This window comes from Shewanella sp. ISS20, assembly GCF_056522965.1.
In genome coordinates this window covers 2,940,469-2,963,337 of the sequence record NZ_JAWRZK010000001.1, presented here as the reverse complement: position 1 = coordinate 2,963,337, position 22,869 = coordinate 2,940,469, and the positions used below count along the sequence as shown (strand labels likewise).

Genomic DNA, 22,869 nt, shown 5'->3' with positions numbered 1-22,869 from the left:
CTATAAGACAGATAGAAATCACTACCGCGCCAATCCGGTGAGTTAAGTAAAAAACCTACTCGCATCTATGCTAACCAGTTAAGTGCTAGCACGCAAAAGGTCTTTGACCAACACGTCAACTTTTAGCTAAAAACGCTTAATTTACAATTGCATTGATTAATGTTCAACCTACAAACTCTTAGACTAATTATGCTAAAGTAGAGCCAATAGTGCTGCTGGAGAGTAAGACTTGAATAACGAATTACGTGGCGAAATTGCTCACTGGCTCAGCCAAGTGGGGATCAATAGCCAGCCGACAGATGGCCTGCCGACTTTTGTATTGCTACTGGCGTGCATTGTCTTAGCCACTGTTGCCTATCTCATCGTTAGACGCGGAGTGATCCGCGCCCTCAATATAGTGATTAAACACTCAAGAGCCTCGTGGGACGACAGCTTTATGCGCTTTCGAGTGTTGGAAAAGCTCGCACTGCTGGTGCCCGCCTTAGTCATGAATCTGTTAGTGCCGATAGTGTTAACCGCACACTCTATTTTGTCTGTACTGATAGATCGCACCTTAAGCATCTTGATTGTGATGCTATTTATTCGCGCGGCATTTTCAGCCTTAGATGCCACTAACGAGATTGCCGACGTCAATCTTGTCAGTCGCCGCTTGCCGATTAAAAGTTTTGTGCAGTTAATAAAACTGTTCTTATTCTTTGTGGGCGTCATAGTCGCCATCTCGATTTTAGCCAACCAATCCCCCATCTACTTTCTAAGTGGTTTAGGTGTGGCCACGGGTTTAGTGATGTTAGTGTTTCGCGACACTATTTTGGGATTTGTGGCAGGCATTCAGTTAGCGGCTAACCGCATGGTGAGCCTAGGCGATTGGATTCAAATGGATAAATATGGCGCCAATGGCACCATAGAAGAAATATCCCTGACCACAGTCAAAGTGAAAAACTTCGACAACACGTTAACTATGATCCCCGCCTACGGCTTAGTGCAAGACGCCTTTAAGAACTGGCGCGGCATGTCAGAATCTGGGGGGCGACGCATTTGCCGCTCGGTCAATATTGATGTCAGCTCGATTCACTTTTTAAGTGAGAGCGAACTTACCCGCCTCACCAAAGTAAATCTACTCAAAGACTACATAGCTAAAATGCGCCATGAGCTAAGCGACTACAACACAGGTCTTATCGACAATGATGAGCTGATTAATGGTCGCCACTTAACCAATATTGGTACCCTGCGCATTTACTTATTGGAATACCTTAAGCACCACAACAGCATCCATAAAAACATGACCTTGTTAGTGCGCCAATTGCAGCCTGGGCCCGATGGATTGCCCATTCAAGTGTATGCCTTTACCAATGACACGCGCTGGGATGTTTACGAAGGTATTCAATCCGATATCTTTGATCACTTGTATGCCATTTTGCCTGAATTTGGCTTACGCGCCTTCCAAGTGCCGACCGGTGAAGATATGCGCCAAATGCGCTTGGCGCCTGATTCTATTAGAGATGCTCAATAACCAAAACACACTGCAATAATTGCTGGCTTAACGGTTAGAGTGCATGCCAAACATATTGCCCTCGGTGTCATAACCTAGGGCAATAAAGCCATGCTCACCGATGGAAAACTTAGGCTTCACAATACTGCCGCCTGCAGCAGTCACTCGGCCTTGTTCAACTTGGCAATCATCACAACTAAAATACACCAGTACACTGTTACCACCGGCGGCAATGCCTGGCATTTTGACTAACGCCCCAGAAGCACCATAAGTCAGCATATCCATAGGAAAGGTATGCATCTCCATCCCCGGAAACTCAAGAGCGGTTAATTCAGTGGCCAATACTTGCTGATAAAAAGCTTTAGCTCGCGCCATATCATCGACATAAATTTCAAACCAACCAACGGGATTTGCCATATTTATACCCTCATCAAGATTAAATGTTGCGGCCGCTTAGCGGCCAACCCAGTCTTATTTTAGTCGCTTGCCATACATTAGCCGCCAAATCTGTGACTCTAAACCTCGCCTTATTCATGCAAATATCTGCGATTGCGTTTACTCTATAGCCACTAAAAATCACCTTGGCCAGCTTATGATTTCCCCCTATAAACTCATTACCGCAGCGCTGTTATGGCTCACCTTACCCATTAATGCCGCCGAGCTAAGCATAATTACTTTAGAAAATGGCGCTAAGGTTAGACTCAATGATGATTTCACTTGGGAGTACGTCATCTTAACCAACACCCAAGAAGTGCCAATTACTAGCCAAGTACCGTCAGCAAATGCCCCATCAACGCCATTAAACACCAGCACGACTGCCATTAAGGCTGCTGCTGAAAACACAGCCGCGAGCGCCGTTGCCTTTAGCAACGTTAAGACCTTGACTGCCGACGCTATGGCGCAGGCGCAATTACTTAAAAGCACAGCTAAAAATGGCGTTAAAGTGAGTGTCAGCCAAATAGAGTGGGATAACGATGGTAGGCTCGGCCTCACCTTTGATCTAGCCAGCACTAGCCCTGAGCATTATGTGTTGGTTGAACTTGAAGTACGCTTCTTTAACGATAACGGCCAAGAAATGGCAACCGAGACAATTAACGTGTGGCGCGCGATTAATAGAATGCCTGATACTTATTTGCGTAAAAATCAGCAGCGCACCAGTAACACGTTTTGGATTGAAGGGCTTAATCAGCAGCAATGGCAACAGCAATTATTAAGCTTACGCATTACTGAGATGGACTCAAGAATGTAATTAACACTGAGGCTCTTGGTAATACCAAGAGCCTCAGGCTGCATAACTCAACTGACGCTTTAGAAACTTGGCAGCAAACCTGCTGGTAAATAACGATTCAAGCTCGCGCCATAAAGCAGCTCAGTGGCCGCCTCAATATCTGGGGCAAAATATCTGTCCTTATCGTAATAAGCCACTTGCTCGCGGATCTCAGCCTTAGCTTGGGCTACCGCCGCGCTTGGCTGTAATGGCGTCCTAAAATCTAAGCCTTGCGCCGCCGCCAACCACTCTATCGCCAATACGCCGCGGGTGTTTTCCGCCATATCCCTTAATCTTCGCGCGGCAAAGGTCGCCATAGACACGTGATCTTCTTGATTAGCCGACGTTGGCAAGCTATCGACTGACGCGGGATGAGCATAGGTTTTATTCTCTGAGGCTAAGGCCGCTGCCGTGACTTGCGCTATCATAAAGCCCGAATTAACCCCGCCATTATTAACTAAAAATGGCGGCAGTTTAGATAAGCTTGAGTCAATCAGTAGCGCAATTCTGCGCTCGGCGATTGAGCCCAGCTCAGCAATAGCAATAGCTAAGTTATCGGCAGCCATAGCCACAGGCTCAGCATGAAAATTCCCGCCAGAAATAATCTCAGCCGTGTCTTGAAACACTAACGGATTATCCGTTACGCCATTGGCTTCAACCCCGAGCACTTCCGCCGCTTGACGAATTTGCGTTAAGCAAGCACCGAGCACTTGCGGCTGACAGCGCAGCGAATAAGGGTCTTGCACTTTGTCGCAATTGGCATGGCTTAAACTAATTTCTGACTCAGCCTCAAGTAAGTGCCTAAATATTGCGGCTGAATCTATTTGCCCACGTTGACCGCGAGCGGCATGAATACGAGCATCAAATGGGCTACGGCTACCCATAGCAGCTTCAACACTCATGGCGCCAATCACAGAACTTGCGGCAAATAAATCTTCGGCGTGAAACAAGCCTTCTAATGCCAAGGCCGTCGATGCTTGGGTGCCATTAAGCAGCGCTAAGCCTTCTTTGGCAACTAAATCGAGCGGCGCTAAGCCAGCAATGGCTAAGCCTTCACTCGCCGAAATAAGCTCGCCCTGATAACTCATCTCGCCTTCCCCTAAAAGAGGCAAGCACATATGAGCCAAAGGCGCTAAATCCCCAGAGGCGCCGACTGAGCCTTTTTCAGGAATACAAGGATATACGCCGGCATTAACTAGGCTTATCAGAAAGTTAATCACTTCAAGGCGAATACCTGAGAACCCTCGCGCTAGGGAGTTAATCTTAAGTACTAACATCAAGCGTACAGTCGCATCTTGCATATATTGGCCAATACCCGCCGCGTGGGATAACACGATTGAACGCTGCAATAACTGCAAATCTTGCGGGGCTATCTTGGTATTGGCTAACAAGCCAAACCCCGTATTAATGCCATAGACAGTGCGGCCTTCATCCAGCACTTGTTGCACTATTGCCGCGCTGCCATTGATAGCACTGATGGCGCTTGGCGCTAGCGCTAACGTCACCTTGTTGCGGCTAATAGCGCGCAACTGACTTAAGGTTAAGCTGCCAGGAGTTAAGATAAAATGCTCCATTAATTATTCTCCAACATAGGTAAATCAAGCCCTTGTTCATGGGCGCAGCTCTTAGCAAGCGCGTATCCCGCATCCGCGTGACGCATTACGCCTGTGGCGGGATCATTCCATAACACTCGCCCAAGCCTTGCCGCCGCATCATCAGTGCCATCGGCCACTATCACGACCCCAGCATGTTGACTAAAGCCCATACCTACGCCGCCGCCATGATGCAAGGACACCCAAGTCGCGCCGCTCGCCGTATTGAGTAACGCATTGAGTAACGGCCAATCCGATACTGCATCTGAACCATCGAGCATGGCCTCAGTTTCACGATTAGGGCTTGCCACTGAACCTGAATCTAAGTGATCGCGACCTATGACTATGGGCGCAGATAACTCGCCGCTTTTCACCATGTCATTAAATGCCAAGGCTAAACGCGCCCTATCTTTAAGCCCAACCCAGCAAATTCGGGCAGGTAAGCCTTGAAAGGCAATACGCTCGCGCGCCATATCGAGCCACTGATGTAAATGAGGGTTATCAGGAATTAGCTCTTTTACTTTGGCATCGGTTTTATAGATATCTTGGGGATCGCCAGAAAGAGCAACCCAGCGAAATGGCCCTATGCCCTCACAAAAGAGTGGCCGCACATAGGCAGGTACAAAGCCTGGAAAATCAAAAGCATTTTCCACACCTTGCTCGAACGCCATTTGCCTAATGTTGTTACCATAATCTGTGGTGGCAGCGCCCGCGGCTTGCAAGGCCAACATGGCCCTGACTTGCACTGCCATCGACTCTTTAGCAGCATTAACGACCGCCGCCTCATCGCTATTACGCATGGCTTTGGCGTGCTCTAAGCTCCAGCCTTGAGGTAAATAGCCATTGAGGGGATCGTGCGCCGAGGTTTGATCTGTCACTACATCTGGGGTAATGCCGCGTTGCACTAATTCACTAAATACATCGGCAGCATTTGCTAATAATCCGACCGATACTGGCTGACCACTGCAATTGGCGGCCGTGATAATAGCTAGCGCTTCATCCAGACTATGCGCTTTTTTATCTACATAACGAGTGCGCAATCTAAAGTCGATCCGAGTTTCATCGACTTCACATGCCAGCACTGAGTAACCCGCCATAGTACCTGCCAATGTTTGCGCGCCCCCCATGCCGCCTAATCCGCCGGTGAGAATCCACTTACCCGCCGAGTTACCGTTAAAATGCTGTTTCGCCATGGCCACAAAGGTTTCATGAGTGCCTTGAACTATGCCTTGGGTGCCAATATAAATCCAAGAGCCCGCCGTCATCTGGCCATACATGGCAAGCCCTTGTTTATCGAGCTCATTAAAATGCTGCCAATTGGCCCAATGAGGCACTAAGTTAGAGTTGGCGATAATCACCCGTGGCGCCTGCTTATGGGTCTTAAACACTCCCACCGGCTTGCCCGATTGCACTAACAAGGTTTCATCATCATCAAGGCGGGTCAAAACCTCGATGATCTTGTCATAGCATTGCCAGTCGCGCGCCGCGCGGCCAATGCCGCCATATACCACTAAATCTTCAGGGCGCTCAGCCACATCTGGGTGCAGGTTATTCATCAACATGCGCATGGCCGCTTCCGTCAGCCAGCTTTTACAAGTGAGCTGATTACCATGAGGCGCAATAATGCGGCGAGAGGGATCGTGACGCTTATCCATAAAGGCTTCTCCAAACTAACGATGATTTGTTATAGGTTGTTGTTTTATCGAAATGTGAGATGGCCGCCCAAACGAAAGCGACTACCTGGATGCACTAAACGGGCGAAACTCACCACCCCTTGCTGACTCCAAGTGCGACGAATGATCTGTAAGCAAGCTTCGCCCTCTTTAAGCAACAAATGTTCTCGCAGCGCTGCACTTGCGGCTATGGCTTCTATGGTGTGGCGCGCTTCAGTCAGCGGCGCTACGCGGCATAAATATTCGTGGGGAGTTTGCTGATTAAAATCTTGGGATAAATACTCTGGCGCCAGCGCTGGGTTAACAAAGCGCTCTTCTAATTGCAGCGGCAAGTCTTGCTCGCAGTGCAGCAAGATAGAATGAAAAATCGGACTGGCAGGCTCTATCCCCAAAGCTATGGCAATCGGCGCCAGTGCCGGCATAGTTTCTAAGGTCAGCACCTTGACGCTATAGCCATGACCGCGCTCTTTAATTTCATCGGCAATATTGCGAATGGACAGTAACGAGGATTGCGACTTCAGCGAGGCCACAAAAGTGCCAGCACCTTGACTACGCTCTAATACGCCGCCTTCCACCAATTCAGTTAAGGCTCGCCTAGCCGTCATCCGGCTGCAATGAAAGCGCTGCGCCAACTGATTTTCTGACGGCACTTTCATGTGCTCTTGCCAGTCACCGGCATGAATATGATCTAGGATCATCTGCTTGATTTGGGCAAACATCGGCACTGTCATTGCGATTCCTTGGCATCTGTCATCTAAGTATTCCTAACGCTCTGCTTAGCTATTACTAGCATTGAGCCTCTGAGTTAGCTCTATTGAAAAACCAGATAGAGTGCTATCTTGTATATACAAGGCAGACTAAAAAAGCAACAAGTGACGAACATATGATTAACGAAGTGGAGATGAGCATGGAATGGGATCAAGTGTGGATTGATATTAATATCGCCAGTATGGATCCTGCACTTTCAGGGGCTTACGGTGAGATCGCTGATGCCGCTATGGCCATCATCAATGACAAAATTGTATGGATAGGCCCAAGAGACCAGTTGCCCGCCTTTGATGTGTTATCAACCCCCGTCTATCGCGGCGGTGGCGGCTGGATTACCCCAGGCTTAATTGATGCTCACACCCATTTACTCTTTGCGGGTAATCGCGCCAACGAATTTGAAATGCGCTTGCAAGGCGCTAGCTATCAAGACATAGCTAAGGCTGGCGGCGGGATTTTAGCCACAGTTAAAGCAACTCGCGCCGCTAGCGACGCTGACTTATTTGAGCTCGGGCGCAAACGCTTAAATGCCCTCGCCAAAGAAGGGGTAACGACTATCGAAATTAAGTCTGGGTATGGTCTCGAACTTGATACTGAACTTAAGATTTTGCGCGTTGCCCGCGAGCTAGGTAAGCATCACCATGTGGATGTTAAAACCACCTTCCTTGGCGCTCACGCGGTAGCGCCAGAATATCAGCATGATAGCGATGCCTATGTCGATGCCATCATTAACGAGATGCTACCAGCTGTAATGGCAGAAAACCTTGCCGATGCGTTCGATGTCTTTTGTGAAAATATCGCCTTTAGTACCGAGCAAACCGAAAAACTGCTGCGCGCCGCCAAAACGGCTGGTCTTGATATCAAGCTGCACGCCGAGCAGCTATCCAATCTTGGCGGCTCACAGCTGGCTGCCAATCTTGGGGCAAAGTCGGTGGATCACCTTGAATATTTAGATGAAGCGGGCGTCAAAGCCATTGCTGCTAGCGGCACTTGTGCCACCTTATTACCGGGCGCGTTTTACTTTCTGCGGGAAACTAAGCTGCCTCCCATAGAGCTATTGCGCCAATACCAAGTACCTATGGTGATAGCCAGTGACTATAACCCAGGATCATCACCCATTTGCTCCACCTTGTTGATGCTGAATATGGCCTGCACCTTATTTCGTTTAACGCCAGCCGAAGCATTAGCAGGCGTTACCCGCCATGCCGCCAAAGCCTTAGGGATAGAAGATAAGGTCGGCGTCTTAGCCGTTGGCATGCAGGCTGATTTTTGCTTGTGGGATATCACTCACCCAGCTGAGCTCGCTTACAGTTACGGCACTAATCCGTTTAAGCATACAGTAAAAGCGGGCAAGCTTATTCATCAGTAAATATGCTTAGCGCTTAACAGCCCAAGCCACTAAGCGTACGGCGATAAAAGGCGCAAGATTAACGCAAGGTTTTTAAGTTCATAAAGCCCTTAAGCAAGGCAATACTCTGCAAGCTATCTAATTGATAGGGATTAAATTCTGGTTCAGGGAGTACCGACTCGAGCAAGTGTTTATGGGTTTCAAGCTGCAGCACAGCGCCCATGCCCCAGTGCGCAAAATCACGCTGGGGGATGGCGCGCCGCTTGATAAGACTAATGTTAAAGTGGCGAGTATCGTTACAAATGGCGGCATAGAGCTTATCAACTTGGTAAGCATCCCCTTCAATAGCCTGTAAAAAATAATAATGATCAGCACACAAAAACCCACTGATCTGGTTATTTTGATTGGCAGTACTCGCTTGCTGAAGCATGGTGCGAATAGCATTAGGCGGCATTTGATTGTGGCTACTGGCATAAATAATTTGTATCAAATCCATCGATAATTATCCTTAAGCTTTATGAGTATCTAAGCCTGTTGCTGTGAATCTACACCCGCAAAAAAAGTTACCAATAACAATGGCAGATAGTCACAGGATTTACTAGTTTTAGGCGGCACTTAGCTCAGGTTTTGCTTGATAAACACTGGCTAAATCAAGCGTTTCAGCTTAGGATCAGGCATCATTACTCAGTACCTAGCGCCCGTTAATCTGTCTCAAGGGCAAGCAAAATTCACTGGGTAAAAAAAATAACAAATGACTTAGGCTGGAGTAGTTCGCATGACAATCAGGGCAATCATAGTCGATACCGCAGGCACGACAACCGATTTAGATTTTATCCATAACACTCTATTTCCTTACTCAGCTAAGATGCTGCCTGAGTTTATTCAGCAGCACCAAAATGATTTCTTAGTGGATTTTTGTTTGAGTGATGTGCGTGATATCGCGCTTGAACCTGAAGCTGACCTTGCCCGAGTTATCGCTATTTTGCAGCAGTGGGTTGGCGAAGATCGCAAAGCAACGCCACTAAAAACCCTGCAAGGCATGATTTGGAAACAAGGCTATGCCAAGGGCGAATTTAAAGGTCATATCTACCCTGATTTTATTGAAGCGATAAAGCGTTATCAGCAACAGAATCTGCGCATTTACAGCTTCTCTTCTGGCTCTGCTGAAGCTCAGTCTATGCTGTTTGGCCACAGTGATGGCGGTGATTTGAACCCGCTATTTAACGGTCATTTTGATACCCGCACTGGCAGCAAGCTTGATAAGCAAGCCTATCAAAACATTATCAATACCATTAGCTTAACCAGTAAGCAGATTTTATTTGTATCAGATAATCTGGACGAATTAAAAGCCGCAGCATCGGCGGGCATGAAAGTCTGCCAAATGGTGCGTGAGCCTAACACTCGTACCGGTGAATTTAGCCAGATTACTAGCTTTGATGAGCTGACTATCGACTAGCGCATCAACTAGCGCTTGCGAGCATTGATGGATAACCAAATGGTGGCTCTGGCCGCCATTTTTGTTATTACTACTTTTAAATTGGTAATTGTTGAGCATGGCACCTGACTTGCTCATAAAAGCAACAGCTGTTAACCTCGATTCAAACACAGGTTAATTGAGAACTTCATGGAAGAGTTATTCGCTGATTACCACATTCGCACCGATATCAATGTGGCTTGGGGGGAGATGGACGCCCTTAAGCATGTCAATAATGTGGTGTATTTCCGCTACTTTGAAACCGCCCGCATCGATTTTTTACTGCAAACTGGCTTAATTAGCCTGCTGCAAGATGAAAAAATTGGGCCGGTTATCAGTGAAACCCAGGCGCGCTATAAACGCCCAGTGACCTTCCCAGATACTCTGACTATAGGTACTCGTATCAGCGATATACAGTCTGATCGCTTTACCATGCATTACGCCGCCTTTAGTCAGGCGCAGCAAGCCATTACCACCTTAGGTTCAGCCCAAGTTGTAATGTTCAACTTCAGTACTGGCAAAAAAGCTCTGCTGCCAAACGCTGTACTTAGCGTATTAGAGCAGCATTGCCGCGCAGAGATTGAATCATAGGGTGTTAAGCGCTAAGCCACTTTAAGCCACTCAATCATCAGCTAATTAAGTGCTCGGCGAGAGCGGCGCGCACGATCGCAGGAATGAGCTCACTGCGCTCATCTTGAAAGTTATAATGCACCATGCTGGTATGAGCCTCCGCCGTTAACTTACCTTGCTGCCAGCAGCGTTGGCGCAGCTCAAAGCTTGAGTTACCAATGTGGCTGACATCGGTGGTGATAGTCACCACAGCGCCATAAAAGGTCGGCGCCTTAAAGGCGACTGTGTAACCTGCCACGATGAGATTCCAGTTCGCAATACTAAGGCTTGGGTTAAACATGGCAAACACCCCCGTGCGCCCGGCCTCAAACCATGCGGGGATCACGGTATTATTGATATGCCCCAAAGCATCGGTTTCATTAAATCTAGGGGCTAATTCAATGGATAACATGTTGATTCCTTGTCGTTATGCTTGAGCCGTTAAGCCTTATCCGTTAGCTCAACGCGGTTATAACCAGCGCCGCACTGTTGCGCTATAGCGTTTGAACTCATCACCAAACAGCTGAGTTAACACTTGCTCTTCAGGCTTAATTTGAAAACGCGTGAGATACCACACAAACACTAATACCAGCATCATAGCCACCGGGCTTGCTAAAAAACCAGACCAACCTAATAACCACATGGCCATACCCACATACATGGGATTGCGAGTAACACTATAAATACCGGACGTCACTAAGGCCGAGGTGTTATTAGGTTTAGTGGGGTCAACCGTGGTATTGCAGCGCCTAAATTCGCGCACACCCGCCACAGCAAAAATAATCCCGACACCGCCATAACCTAGCAATAAGCTCCAGCGCAGCCAAGGAGCAAAATCCAAAGCCAGAGTGACATTGGAGAGCGCCCACGCCGCAAACGCAAATAAGACCAAGAGCAACAATGGCGGTATTTTTAGTGACATAAGCTCACCTTACATGGGTTATATGCAGTGTTATTCAGTTAACGCCAGCGTTACCGCGGCGTTAGCATGAATAGCTGTGGTATCAAATAATGGAATATGAGTGTCTTGCTCACGCACGAGTAAGCCGATTTCAGTGCAGCCTAAGATCACGCCCTGCGCCCCCCTTGCTACCAGATGTTCCATAATTTCTACATAGGCTTGTCTTGATTCAGTAAGTATTTTGCCAAGGCACAATTCTTGATAAATTACCTTATGCACGCATTCGCGCCCCGCGACATCAGGCACTAACACCTGAATGCCTTTGGCTTCAAGGCGACTAATGTAAAAGTCTTGCTCCATGGTAAAGCGCGTACCGAGTAAACCCACGCAATCTATGCCTTGCTGCAACAAAATATCGGCGGTGGCATCAGCAATATGTAGCAGCGGGATATTGATGGCCGACTCTATTTCAGCGGCGACCTTGTGCATGGTATTCGTACAAATAAGCAGAAAATCAGCACCCGCGGCTTCAACATTCAGCGCCGCCTGCGCCAACAAAGTGGCAGCGCCCGTCCAATTACCTTGATGCTGCAGCGTTTCTATCTCAGCAAAATCAACGCTATTGAGCACGAGTTTAGCGCTGTGCAAACCGCCCAACTGCGCCTTTACCCCTTGATTGATCATGGCGTAGTAACTCGCGCTGGACTCCCAGCTCATGCCGCCCAATAAGCCTATGGTTTTCATTACTATCTCCTGCGCTATTCCCTTTGGAGCTATTGGCATTTTACTATTCCACCTTGAACTTTAGCCGCTCTTTTACGCATCAGCATAACGGCTTTTAATTGCCGCAGCCATCCACAGTTTTTTACCAATAAAATTAAATACCATTAAAATCAAAAGTCTTTGCATACAAAATTTACATACAAAAAAAGGGACGCAATAAGCGCGGTGTTTTTCAAGGTAGTTGTCGCTTGAGCTATTAAGCTGCCTCTTTTTTCCTCTCCGGATTTAGATCCACATCGCCAACATGATCCCAGTTCCTAACCTCTTTGGACCAGCGATTTGGATTCAGTGTTCTTGCCTTTGCATACAACTCTGAACGATTAGCCAGTATTGCCTGATCCTCACCTTTATGTCGCTGCGCTGGGGTGACAAATTTTATCCTGCTGTGACGATGCTCAGTGTTGTACCATTGAACAAAGTCTCTGACCCAGGCCCTGGCATCGTCCAGTGTTTTAAAGCCTTCACTCGGCCATCGACGACTGTATTTGACTGTGCGAAACAGGGATTCTGAGTAAGGATTATCATTGCTGACACCTGGTCGGCTACGTGAGCCAACAACTCCCATTTCCATCATCTTTGCTTGCATGGTCAAACTCTTCATTGGGCTGCCATTGTCAGAGTGCAAAACAATCTTTTCATTGACGCATTTCTCAGACCATAAGGTGCGTTCCAGAAGGTTGGCTGCATGCTCACCCGACTCGCTGTCATGCACTTCCCATCCCACCACTTTGCGGCTAAATATATCCATTATCATATACAGATAGAAAAACCGACCAATGACTGTTGAGGGGCAATACGAAATATCCCAAGTCCACACTTCACAAGGCCCTGTAGCGGTAAACCCATTTGGTTTTGCTATGCTCCCTTTAGGTTTAGCCTTGCCCCTGTGTTTCAGCTGATTATGGGCTTTGAGGATACGATAAAAGCTCGATTCCGAACCCAGATACACGGCTTCATCAGCCAATATCGGTACGATTTGGCTGGGTGACAGGCTGGCAAATCGCTCCTGGTTACTGATGTCTAATATGGCTTGTTGTTCCGCTTCTGTTAACTTGTTAGCAGGCACGGGTCTGGCCGCCTCTGGCCGTTTATCTGCACTGACACAACCCGTTTCCAACCATCGTTGTAATGTGCGTAGGGATAATCCGATTTCCGCACAGGCTTTATGCTTTCTCGCACCTGCGCTGACAGCATCATCAACCAAAGATACATAGTATTGCCTATCTGAGAGCGTGGTTAATTGTCCTCGTCTTCCCCCCAGTAGGCATTTAACTTTTTTCTGAGCACCAGAAGAGCTGCGGTTTCGGCCAAGGCTGCATCTTTCCGTTTTAACTCTCTCTCCAACTCTTTAATGCGTTTTTTGTCGGCTTTACGCTCTTGTGCCTGCTGCTTGCGCTTCTGTGCCTCGGTCTGATTACCTGAAATACAGCTCAGTTTCCATTGCTGGATTTGCTCAGGAAACAGTCCTTTCTTGCGACAATACTCACTTAACTCAACTGCCGACATTGCGGCCGTTTCTATCACCGCAGAAAACTTCCGCTCCGCGGACCAATCATCTGGTTCATTACTTTTTGTCAAACTGAAATCGGCCTCTGCATACTTTTCCCGCCAACCATACAGAGTAGAAAGACTAATACCTTCTCTCTGTGAAAACTGACGCAATGATAAACCGCTTTCCATCAACTTACTAACGACTGCTTTTTTGTGCGCTTCAGGATAATGTCTCACTCAAACCTAACTTCCGCCTCCTGTCCAATAGTATTAAAAACTGAGGCGACAACTATCCTGACACAGGGGGAGCGTAATGCCGTTCACTTAGTGTGAACGGCATTTTTTTTAGGCTTAATGGGATACTTGTTTTTACTCATTTTTAACGCACGTGGATAGGCTCTATCCCGTTTCCCATCAAGCTTGAACTGCATCGCATTACGCACTATGTCCAAGACATCTCTCGGGACATTCCCTGGCGTTTGAGATGACAGCTGAGTCAGTTTGAAAATGATATAACTCGACGCATCTCTAAAGCTTAATTGGTTCGGATGTAACGACGGTAAGCTTTTAGCCATCAACACCATCTTGTATCTGATGTGGTTATAGGCCAACAGTACCCCCCACAATTCTTGGATAACCAGCTCTGGTAATTGACTGCGTAGCGTAAAGCGACTCTCCAGCAGATGCTGCTTCATCTCCCGATAGCCCACTGCTATCTCCCATCGATGGGCATATAAATCCGCTATTTCGGCTCCCGGATAACGCAAGGGGTCAGTTAATGAGGTCAAAATGGAAACCAACTTACCTTTTACCGTCTTCGTCAGTAAGCGAGCTTCAATATTGTCAGGCAATAGGCCATTTCTTTCTGGCTTGAGCTGTGGTGGTTAACTGCACCAGTTGGTCGTGTTTTCCTAAAGAGCGTACCACTTCATATTGTGTGCCTTTCTTCAACGGCAGCAGCCAGTGGCTGTTAGGTTGAGCCTGTTGCCAGGCGTGCAAAAGCCCCAAGGAATAGAAGCCTCTGTCAAACAGAATCAAAGGCGCTGTTCAATACCAAGTGGCTGCTTAATTCCATCATGCAAACCATACGAATTTGAGGATAGGCAGCATCACCAGCAGCATTGGCGGTTTTGGCAAAGGCCTGATTGTTTTGCTCACTATCAGGTGTTCGCCACACGACACCATCGACACCGTAGAGGTTGAGTCCACACCAATGAGGATGCTCTGCTCTCTCATGCCAGGTTTTGGCACTTCGCTTAAACACATCCTGAACAACGTCAGAGCCCAGCCGCTTGCGCGCTTGCGTGACAGCACTGCGAGCCACGTAATCCACCTCTTGAGGTAAGACGATAGCAAGCTTATTGATGAGAGAGCGGACGGACTCGCCTCTGAACAGAGCCATACCAATCACCGCCCAAATCATGGCATCCATAGGTAACTTACGTCGCCGTAAACTGGCAACACCATGAGAATCAAGGCACGACTGAATTAAATCAGGCTCAAGCACATCGGCCAGACAGGTGAATTCGGTATGGTGATTGATATGAGTACGCGCCAAAGCGTCTGAAAGTTGCATAAAAAAATCCGATGACATGGGGTCATCGGATTTTGATCCTTTCAGTGAGATCGTCAAGCGATCTGTCTTAACTGATCGGCATTACGCAATAAGCGTCCCCTTTTTTTAGCTGTCGCATCTAGCCTTAGCTATTAGCGACTTGCGGCTGTTGCGTACATGGCATTAATTTCATGCGCATATTTATGATAAATCATCTTACGGCGCAGCTTCATGGTCGGAGTAATTAACCCAGCTTCCATCGAGAAGGCTTCAGGCAACAGAGTAAATTTCTTAATTTGCTCAAAGCCAGCTAAACCTTGCTGCATAGTCTTAAGACGCGCTTCAAAATGCTCAACCACATAGCTGTGACGCAGCAATTCCATCGGCGACTCATACTTCAGGCCTTTTTCACGGGCCCAATGCTCTAAGGCTTCAAAGGCTGGCACAATCAAGGCTGTCACATAATTGCGGGCATCGGCCACAATGGCCACTTGCTCGATGAAAGGACAGCTGCCAACAGTACCTTCAACCCGCTGCGGCGCTATGTACTTACCGTTAGAAGTCTTCATTAACTCCTTGATACGGTCGGTAATAAATAAATTGCCGTTAGCATCAATTTGACCAGCATCACCGGTACGCAGCCAGCCATCAGCATCTAAGGCCTCGGCTGTGTCTTGTGGGCGATTGTAATATCCACGCATTACCGTATCGCCGCGCACTAAAATCTCGTTCTCAGCGCCAAGCTTAATTTCTAAGCCAGACAAAACGCGACCATTAGAGCCTTTCACTTGGTTATTTAACGCCTGACAGGTCACAGTCGCTGTGGTTTCTGTCATGCCATAACCACAAAGCACTGGCACACCAATGGCATAGAAGAAACTAGCCACCTTGCTATCTAAAGCGGCGCCGCCACATGGCATAAATTTCAGACGACCGCCCAATACCAGTCTTAACTTTGAGAACACTAACTTTTGCGCCAACTGATATTGCAGTGCTAACCAAGGGTTACCGCGTTGACGGCCTTGACTGACTTCAAACTGACGCTCACCAACATTAATCGCCCAGTGGAATAACTGCTGGCGCACTTTAGGTGCCTTGCCGACCTTGTCGTACACAGCGCTATACACTTTTTCAAGGAAGCGTGGCACTACGCATAAGGTATGCGGCTTAACTTCGGCAATAGCCTCTTTTATTTTAAGCGTGTCTGGTAAGTAGACATTGCGCGCGCCGCGGCCGAGGGCATAGAAGCTCCAGCAGCGTTCAAACACATGGCTTAATGGTAAAAAGGCTAAGGAGACATCCCCTTGGGTGAATGCTAATTCGTTATCATGCAACTTAATGGTTGAAGCGATATTACGATAATCCAGCATCACACCTTTTGGCTCACCTGTGGTGCCCGAGGTATAGATCAGGGTCAGTAAATCATTTAAGTCTTTATCCGCTAAGCGCTGCTGTAATTCAGCATCTAGACGTTGATCGTCTGCTAGTTCAGTGGCTAATAGCGCATCAAAATGCCAATGGTTAGCGGCCTGCAGCTTAACTTCTGGATCAAAAACAATCACTTGTTCAACACTTGGACACTGAGCTTCTAAAGCGCAGGCCATTTGATACTGTTTGGCGTCATTAACGAACACCACTTTAGCGCCGGCATCATTGATGATGTAGGCCGCTTGCTCTTCGGTGCTGGTCGGATACACAGGCACAACCACAGCACGAACCATTAATGAGCCGACGTCGGCACAGGTCCATTGCGGTAAATTCTGGGACAAGATAACTGTCTTATCTTGTGGCTGGATATTGAAAGACAGTAGTACCTTCGCCATCTTTTCGCTGATGTCAGCAAACGCTTGCCAGCTGACTTTTGCCCAAGCATCTTTCAAACCAAAACCTTCTAAGGCAATGGCATCAGGACGGGCCTGCCACTGTTGTTGTAGCAGTTGGATAATATGATATTGCTGTAAGGACATAGATGACTTCGCTTTAATGAAAACCTAAAATTGGGCTTACATGTGTACCGCTTTTTTCTATTCTACTCCATGCCATGCTAAATAATAAGAGTTTTAGCTCTACAATTACTCAGGATTGACCTCACCTCACATTTACAGAAATTCATTTATGGTCAAACCTGTGTGTAAAAATCCTCGAAAAATTCGCGATATATGACTCTTTTTGACCCGCTGTTGTTGTTATTTCCCCGCATTTAAAATGTCAGCAAACTCACTTTCGCCAACAAACTCAGCGTGGTAATTCAGGCTAATAGCTATCAATCGGGCGACGAGTTTTGGAGACGTTCTGGGCAAGTTGTCGCTAATGTTTACTGGCATCAAAATTTAACAGCTGCATTACATCCATTAAGGCTTTGATATGAGATATAGTTTACCACTTACTTTGATAGCAGCATGCAAACAGGAAGCTTGGGCATGAGCCACATTGACCCCTACAGAAGTTCACCGCGCCGAGCGCTTAGGCGCCTAAGCCTAAGCTCACGGCAACCACTCTCTCTCATGCTAGTGTCTGTAATGCTAGCAATTCCTGAGTTGGCATTAGCCAAAAGCGCGCCGCTTGCTGAAAATCTTAATCCCGCAATAGCGCCCGCCACGAAAAAGCACGCCTGTTATGTCGATGGCATTGCCGAAAAGGTACTCTGCGGTACGGTGTCGGTTGCTGAAAACCCAGCTAAACCCGATGGCAAACAGTTAGATATTCATTACGTTATTCTGCCTGCCATAAAAAATGCTAACCCAGAACAAGCCTTACTCGCCATTGCGGGCGGCCCAGGGCAATCTGCCATAGACAATGCCGCTGGCTTTGAGCGCATGCTGAAAGAAGTGCGCCAATTTAAAGATGTACTGTTTATTGATCAGCGCGGCACAGGTAAATCCCATCTACTCGGGTGCGAGCAGTTAACTACATTAGATGCCTTTGCCATCAATGATGAATTACAAGACCCGAAAGCGGAAATGGCTAAGTGCTTAGCTAAGATAGATGCCGATGTCAGTCAATATGGCAGCCTTAACGCCATTGCCGATTTTGAGGCTGTACGTAAACAAGCAGGTTATAAGCAGCTTGATCTCTATGGCATTTCTTATGGCAGCCGCATGGCGCAAGTCTATATGAAGCAATACCCGCAAGCGCTACGCACTGTCACCTTAGATGGAGTAGTCCCTATGCAGCAAAACATTATTGTGATTAGTGATGCTATCGCCCGCGCCACCCAATTAATGTTAAGCGACTGCGAGCAAGATGCCTTGTGCCACCAGCGCTTTCCCAACCTGTCTAGGCAGCTTATCCAAGTTGAAGCAGAGCTAAAGCTTAAGCCTAAAGTGATTACTATCATGCAGCCTAAAAGTGGTGAGCCCGCTGAGTTTACTCTGACGGCCAGTAAGTTTTTAGGCACTATTCGGATGGCGCTCTACTCCCCTAGCACCCGTGCTTTACTGCCTTATGCCATAGAGCAAGCGGCCACGGGTAATATGCAGCCCTTGCTTGGATTACACGCCCTAACCTTAGATGGCGCAGGCATAGCCATGGGGATGCATGCCAGCGTAGTGTGCGCTGAAGATATTCCGTTTATTACCGATGAGTTAGCAGCGCAAGCCAATGCCACCCCCACAGGCAAAAGCATGCTAAATGCGTTAACTCTTGCCTGTGAAGCTTGGCAAGTACCAGCCGTTACATCTGAATTTCATCAAGCTGTGGCTAGCGACATCCCGACCTTACTCTTATCTGGCAAGTTAGATCCTGCCACGCCGCCAAGCTGGGGAGAATTAGCGGCAGTGAATCTCACCAATGCTCAGCATCTAGTCGCGCCGTATGCGGGTCACGGTGTGGCCTATCAAAGCTGCGCTAACGAGTTAATCGCGACCTTAGTTAAACAAGGCAACTTAACGGCATTAGATAGTCAGTGTTTACAAAAAGATGTGCGCCGCAGCTTTTATCTTAATGCCAACAGCCTAGAAACCTTAAGCGCGCCTAAGCCATCAACAGTCACCAGCACAGATGCCGGAGTAACGCCATGATCCAAGTGACAAATTTATCCAAAAAAATTGGCGAAGTGCAGGCGCTTGATGGCCTGAGCTTTCAAGCACTCGATGGCCAAATCACCGGTTTATTAGGGCCTAATGGCGCCGGTAAAACGACTTGCCTGCGCACCATTTTCGGCCTACTGCAACCAGATAGCGGCAATGCTACCGTTGAAGGCATAGATGTAGTCATCTCCCCCCTTGCCGCAAAGCAGCAACTCGGGCTATTTCCCGATCCTTTTGGTTTATATGAACGTTTAACGCCGCGAGAATACATCAGTTTTTTTGCCGAATTAAGTGGCTTTAATCGCGCGCAAGCAAAAGTAGCAACAACCCAAGTCATTCACGATTTACAGTTAGATGATATTGCGGATAGGCGCTGCAAAGGCTTCTCTCAAGGGCAACGCATGAAAACCGCGCTAGCGCAGGCAATAGTCCATAGACCGCGCAACATTATTTTGGATGAACCAACCCGCGGCCTTGATGTTATGAGTACCCGCGTATTGCGCGGCATGCTTAAAGACTTGCGCGACCAAGGTCACTGCGTGCTGTTTTCAAGCCATGTCATGCAAGAAGTGGCAGCCCTGTGCGATCAAGTAATAGTCATGGCTAGAGGCAAAGTAGTGGCTGTCGGCAGCCCCCAGCAATTGTGTCAACAAACCGGTCACGACTCCCTAGAAGAAGCCTTTATCCAGTTAATCGGCACAGATGAGGGGATAGCCGCATGATAGCTAAGATAATCACCTTAGTACGCAAAGAGTTAATTGATGCGGCGCGGGATAAACGCTCAGTGATGGCTGGCCTCTATTACGCCATAGGCACGCCATTAATCATGTGTGGTTTGTTTATGGTGCTGATTGGCCAGTTAACGAGTCCAGAAGATTTAAAAATCACTATGGTGAATCAAGCCAGCGCCCCCGACTTAGTGCGCTACTTAGATAACCGCGGTATTTCTCATGGTGATGATGCTAATAGTGATAATGCTAACGTATCAGCGATTCGCTTAGAGATAAGCCCAGAGTACCCACAGCAAATGGCGCAAGCAGAGCGTGCTGAATTAACCTTAGTCGCGGATAATTCTGACGAGAAACTGCAAAAATCCATTCGCCGCTTAGAGCGCGAATTGCAAAACTACAGCAGTGAAATGGCAAGCCTAAGATTAATTGCCCGCGGCATAGACCCAAGCGTAGTGCAGCCGCTATAGGTACAAGTTCAAGATGAGTCTACGGCCGATTCTCGCGGCGGTATGATATTAGGCATAGCCATCTTTACTATGATTTACGCCGTCTTTATTTCCGGTATGAATCTCGCCATAGATACCAGCGCGGGTGAGCGGGAACGTAACTCACTCGCCTTGCTCTTGAGCCACCCGATCACCACCCGTGAATTGGTTATATCCAAAATCTTAGCTGTGGCGGTATTTGCCATGTTAGGTTTAGCGCTAATTCTTGGGGTATCAAAAATAGCTTACAGCTTAGTGCCTTGGCAACAACTGGGCTTTAGTATCAATCTCACCCCTGAGTTTATCGGCCTAATGCTGATCATAGGCTTGCCGGTGGCGCTAATGGCGGCAAGCTTACAAATCTTTGTGTCATTTATGGCGAAAACCTTTAAAGAGGCGCAGTCGTATCTCACCATAGTGCTATTTGTGCCTTTAGCCTTATCTATGGCGGCGAGCTACAACATAGCCCCAGATGCCTTGCAGTGGTTGCCGGTATCAGGTCAGCAACAAGCCTTAATGGCGTTTATTAAGGGCAAAGAAATCCCTATGCTGCAATTACTGGCATCATCGGTTGGCACCTTAGTCATAGCCTTGATTATGGCCTTAGGGCTTGAGCGTATGCTCAAGAGTGAAAAAGTAGTGTTTGGTTTGTAATCGCAACGCGAAGAAACTGGACGAACTAATGGAAAATGTCACTGCACCGGGATATAAGCCAAATCAGGAAATAAACAGCCTTAAATAACATATTTAGTTATTAATGTTTAAACAAAGGCACAGAATTGACTGTGCCTTTTTATTCGCAACAATGGCTGGAAAACTTGGCTCGATAAGCCCGCGGCGATAATGACGTTTGCTGGATAAACAACTTGCGAAAAGAACCTACGTCTTCATAGCCAACTTTCACCATTATCTGTGCCAGGGCTAGATCCGTGCTTTCTAATAATCGCTTGGCCTCATCAATTCGCAGCCGTTGCCAATAACTGGCTGGCGTTTCATGCAAGGCTTTTTTAAAGCGTCGAATTAAAGTGCGCTTACCGAGGGCAAAGTGTGCGGCAATGTCATCTAGCTGATACTGCTCTGCTAAATGCAATTGCATCCATTGCTGTATTTCAGTGATCAGGCTGTCTTGGTGAAACTCTGTGGTCATGGCTATGGTCATAAAAGGCTGCTGCGAGCCGCGATTAGGGGCCACTAGCAATACCTTAGACAATTGATTAGCCAGCTGCGAACCTGCAAGCACTTCCACTACACTCAGTGCCAAACTAAGGCAAGAGCTGGTTGCCCCACCACTATAAAATTGTCCATCGGTGACCACCAGCGAATCCATGCAAAGCGTGATCTCGGGGAATTGCTGGCGAAATAAGTCCGTGAGCCACCAAGCGGTGGTGGCCTTGTGTTGCGCTAATAAGCCGCTAGCGGCCAAGATCAAGGTACCTGAGCAATATGCCGCGATGGGCTTAGTCGTTTTAGCGTAACAGACTAACGCTGGCATCAGCGGCGAAAAGGCATCACGAAACTCAATATATTCATCCATATCAGTGACAAAAGCCGAGGCAAGCAAGACGGCATCGGCACTGGCCAATTCGACTTCATCTAAAGCGATAGCTGGAATGGTAAAGCCATGGTTAGTGGTGACAGGCTTGCCATCAGGACTAACGATATGGACATGAAATAAGTCACTATTGACCTCTGGATGGATGCGACGCCAATAAATATTACAGAAACTAAAGACATCCAAGATACTAGTAATACCGCTAGCTACCACATTACCTGCGGCCAAAATCATAATGGTTTTCATCGCCGAACCTGTCACTTACGACCCCAATATTGTCAATAATGACTCTTACTAACCATTTATCCAGTCTTTATACTGAATATCAGTTAACAATATCGAGGCTAAATCTATGACATCGCCAATCGCAACCATGCTTACCGCTATCGGCTTTATGGTAATCAATTGGAGCTTATTGTTGTGGTTACACTTCAATATATTGCCAAGTATTTTTGCACACTTGATTGCCATACCCAGTTTGGTGTTACTGACAGGCTTTGCCGCCTGGAAAATGGCCAACCGGCATTGCTGTTAATGGCTCATAAACAACCACACCGGCATATGCCGGTGCTCTTGAACTTACAGGTGCTTATTTAGCTTTAGGTCGGAACGACTTAATCACGTCTTCATTGCACTCAAGAAATGGTCCTTCCATTAAGTCGATGCAGTAAGGAATAGCTGGGAATACAGCGTCCAAACATTCACGAATCGACTTAGGCTTACCTGGCAAGTTAACTATCAAGGTATCACCGCGTAAACCTGCAGTTTGGCGCGATAAAATGGCGGTAGGTACAAACTTTAACGACTCGGCGCGCATTAACTCGCCAAAGCCTGGCATCATGCGATCGCACACAGCTTCAGTGGCTTCTGGAGTAACGTCGCGCTTGGCAGGGCCCGTGCCGCCAGTAGTCACAATTAAACTGCAACCACATTCATCGGCCATCTTTTTCAGTGTGGCTTCAATCACGTCCTGCTCATCTGGGATAACCTCATACACAGGCTCCCATGCTGATGTCAGGTATTCATTGAGCACGTCAATAATCGCCTTGCCAGATAAATCTTCGTAGATACCCGCGCTCGCGCGATCGCTGACTGTCACGATACCGATTTTTGCTGCCGTCATTAT

General features: G+C 47.6%; 20 protein-coding genes and 2 pseudogenes. 9 read left to right on the top strand and 13 right to left on the bottom strand.

Translation table 11 applies throughout. The features are described from left to right. Positions 1-229 precede the first annotated feature (229 nt). Positions 230-1,510, top strand: a complete 1,281-nt coding sequence (locus AC1HDP_RS13505; protein ID WP_479639128.1) for a mechanosensitive ion channel family protein — start codon at positions 230-232, stop codon at positions 1,508-1,510. Between the two features lie 27 nt (positions 1,511-1,537). Here AC1HDP_RS13505 and AC1HDP_RS13500 read toward each other — a convergent pair whose 3' ends face one another. Further along, entirely contained in the window at positions 1,538-1,906 is a 369-nt protein-coding gene (locus tag AC1HDP_RS13500) for a VOC family protein (RefSeq protein ID WP_479639127.1), read from the bottom strand. A 175-nt stretch (positions 1,907-2,081) separates the two neighbouring features. Here AC1HDP_RS13500 and AC1HDP_RS13495 point away from each other — a divergent pair, with 175 nt between their 5' ends. Continuing rightward, entirely contained in the window at positions 2,082-2,738 is a 657-nt protein-coding gene (locus tag AC1HDP_RS13495; protein ID WP_479639126.1) for a DUF3157 family protein, read from the top strand. Positions 2,739-2,797: 59 nt separating this feature from the next. On the opposite strand, the gene hutH is transcribed toward AC1HDP_RS13495, so the two are convergent. Genes hutH through hutC form a run of 3 tightly spaced genes read right to left on the bottom strand, consistent with a single transcriptional unit; the run spans position 2,798 to position 6,752 of the window. Next, positions 2,798-4,330 (bottom strand): histidine ammonia-lyase, encoded by a 1,533-nt coding sequence (gene hutH, locus AC1HDP_RS13490; RefSeq protein WP_479639125.1) that lies wholly within the window; start codon positions 4,328-4,330, stop codon positions 2,798-2,800. Beyond that, on the bottom strand, positions 4,330-6,003 hold the full coding sequence (gene hutU, locus AC1HDP_RS13485) for a urocanate hydratase (RefSeq protein ID WP_479639124.1): 1,674 nt from the start codon (positions 6,001-6,003) through the stop codon (positions 4,330-4,332). The genes hutH and hutU overlap by 1 nt, the downstream gene beginning before the upstream one ends. A gap of 44 nt (positions 6,004-6,047) precedes the next feature. Continuing rightward, positions 6,048-6,752 carry a histidine utilization repressor gene (hutC, locus tag AC1HDP_RS13480; protein WP_479639123.1) on the bottom strand — a complete coding sequence of 235 codons (705 nt, stop codon included), beginning with the start codon at positions 6,750-6,752 and terminating at the stop codon, positions 6,048-6,050. A 176-nt stretch (positions 6,753-6,928) separates the two neighbouring features. Here hutC and hutI point away from each other — a divergent pair, with 176 nt between their 5' ends. Then, positions 6,929-8,155 (top strand): imidazolonepropionase, encoded by a 1,227-nt coding sequence (hutI, locus tag AC1HDP_RS13475; protein ID WP_479639122.1) that lies wholly within the window; start codon positions 6,929-6,931, stop codon positions 8,153-8,155. 58 nt (positions 8,156-8,213) lie between these two features. Here hutI and AC1HDP_RS13470 read toward each other — a convergent pair whose 3' ends face one another. Further along, the gene (locus tag AC1HDP_RS13470; protein WP_479639121.1) at positions 8,214-8,630 is read right to left on the bottom strand and encodes a BLUF domain-containing protein; all 417 of its coding nucleotides are present in this window, start codon (positions 8,628-8,630) and stop codon (positions 8,214-8,216) included. A 279-nt stretch (positions 8,631-8,909) separates the two neighbouring features. Here AC1HDP_RS13470 and mtnC point away from each other — a divergent pair, with 279 nt between their 5' ends. After that, complete coding sequence (gene mtnC / locus AC1HDP_RS13465) at positions 8,910-9,590, top strand: acireductone synthase (protein ID WP_140930257.1); 681 nt, start codon at positions 8,910-8,912, stop codon at positions 9,588-9,590. A gap of 168 nt (positions 9,591-9,758) precedes the next feature. Beyond that, positions 9,759-10,199 carry an acyl-CoA thioesterase gene (locus tag AC1HDP_RS13460; protein ID WP_479639120.1) on the top strand — a complete coding sequence of 147 codons (441 nt, stop codon included), beginning with the start codon at positions 9,759-9,761 and terminating at the stop codon, positions 10,197-10,199. Between the two features lie 37 nt (positions 10,200-10,236). Here AC1HDP_RS13460 and AC1HDP_RS13455 read toward each other — a convergent pair whose 3' ends face one another. The 6 genes and pseudogenes from AC1HDP_RS13455 to AC1HDP_RS13430 all read right to left on the bottom strand — a co-directional run bounded on the left by AC1HDP_RS13455 (position 10,237) and on the right by AC1HDP_RS13430 (position 16,914). Further along, positions 10,237-10,629 carry an acyl-CoA thioesterase gene (locus AC1HDP_RS13455; protein ID WP_479639119.1) on the bottom strand — a complete coding sequence of 131 codons (393 nt, stop codon included), beginning with the start codon at positions 10,627-10,629 and terminating at the stop codon, positions 10,237-10,239. A gap of 57 nt (positions 10,630-10,686) precedes the next feature. Continuing rightward, positions 10,687-11,139, bottom strand: a complete 453-nt coding sequence (locus AC1HDP_RS13450) for a methyltransferase family protein (RefSeq protein ID WP_479639118.1) — start codon at positions 11,137-11,139, stop codon at positions 10,687-10,689. A gap of 30 nt (positions 11,140-11,169) precedes the next feature. Then, the gene (locus tag AC1HDP_RS13445; protein ID WP_479639117.1) at positions 11,170-11,862 is read right to left on the bottom strand and encodes an aspartate/glutamate racemase family protein; all 693 of its coding nucleotides are present in this window, start codon (positions 11,860-11,862) and stop codon (positions 11,170-11,172) included. A gap of 235 nt (positions 11,863-12,097) precedes the next feature. Further along, positions 12,098-13,629, bottom strand: a protein-coding gene (locus AC1HDP_RS13440; protein ID WP_479637392.1) for an IS3 family transposase whose coding sequence is annotated in 2 segments (ribosomal slippage) — positions 12,098-13,185 and positions 13,185-13,629 — 1,533 coding nt in all. Because the reading frame shifts where the segments join, the coding sequence is not laid out codon by codon here. 83 nt (positions 13,630-13,712) lie between these two features. Then, positions 13,713-14,968 (bottom strand): annotated as a pseudogene (locus tag AC1HDP_RS13435) (IS4 family transposase). 131 nt (positions 14,969-15,099) lie between these two features. Next, on the bottom strand, positions 15,100-16,914 hold the full coding sequence (locus tag AC1HDP_RS13430) for an AMP-dependent synthetase/ligase (protein ID WP_479639116.1): 1,815 nt from the start codon (positions 16,912-16,914) through the stop codon (positions 15,100-15,102). Positions 16,915-17,346: 432 nt separating this feature from the next. On the opposite strand from AC1HDP_RS13430, the gene AC1HDP_RS13425 reads away from it, so the two are divergent. The 3 genes and pseudogenes from AC1HDP_RS13425 to AC1HDP_RS13415 all read left to right on the top strand — a co-directional run bounded on the left by AC1HDP_RS13425 (position 17,347) and on the right by AC1HDP_RS13415 (position 20,845). Beyond that, entirely contained in the window at positions 17,347-18,966 is a 1,620-nt protein-coding gene (locus AC1HDP_RS13425; RefSeq protein ID WP_479639115.1) for an alpha/beta hydrolase, read from the top strand. After that, a complete protein-coding gene (locus AC1HDP_RS13420; RefSeq protein WP_479639114.1) occupies positions 18,963-19,697 on the top strand; it encodes an ABC transporter ATP-binding protein in 735 nt (244 codons plus the stop codon). The genes AC1HDP_RS13425 and AC1HDP_RS13420 overlap by 4 nt, the downstream gene beginning before the upstream one ends. After that, a pseudogene (locus AC1HDP_RS13415) lies at positions 19,697-20,845 on the top strand (ABC transporter permease). Before AC1HDP_RS13420 ends, AC1HDP_RS13415 begins: the two are co-directional and overlap by 1 nt. A 139-nt stretch (positions 20,846-20,984) precedes the next feature. Here AC1HDP_RS13415 and AC1HDP_RS13410 read toward each other — a convergent pair. Continuing rightward, positions 20,985-21,989: a GlxA family transcriptional regulator gene (locus AC1HDP_RS13410; RefSeq protein ID WP_479639113.1), complete on the bottom strand. Its 1,005-nt coding sequence runs from the start codon at positions 21,987-21,989 to the stop codon at positions 20,985-20,987. Between the two features lie 106 nt (positions 21,990-22,095). On the opposite strand from AC1HDP_RS13410, the gene AC1HDP_RS13405 reads away from it, so the two are divergent. Beyond that, positions 22,096-22,278 carry a hypothetical protein gene (locus AC1HDP_RS13405; RefSeq protein ID WP_479639112.1) on the top strand — a complete coding sequence of 61 codons (183 nt, stop codon included), beginning with the start codon at positions 22,096-22,098 and terminating at the stop codon, positions 22,276-22,278. A 54-nt stretch (positions 22,279-22,332) separates the two neighbouring features. Here AC1HDP_RS13405 and mog read toward each other — a convergent pair whose 3' ends face one another. Then, positions 22,333-22,866 (bottom strand): molybdopterin adenylyltransferase, encoded by a 534-nt coding sequence (gene mog / locus AC1HDP_RS13400; RefSeq protein ID WP_479639111.1) that lies wholly within the window; start codon positions 22,864-22,866, stop codon positions 22,333-22,335. Positions 22,867-22,869: the final 3 nt, after the last annotated feature.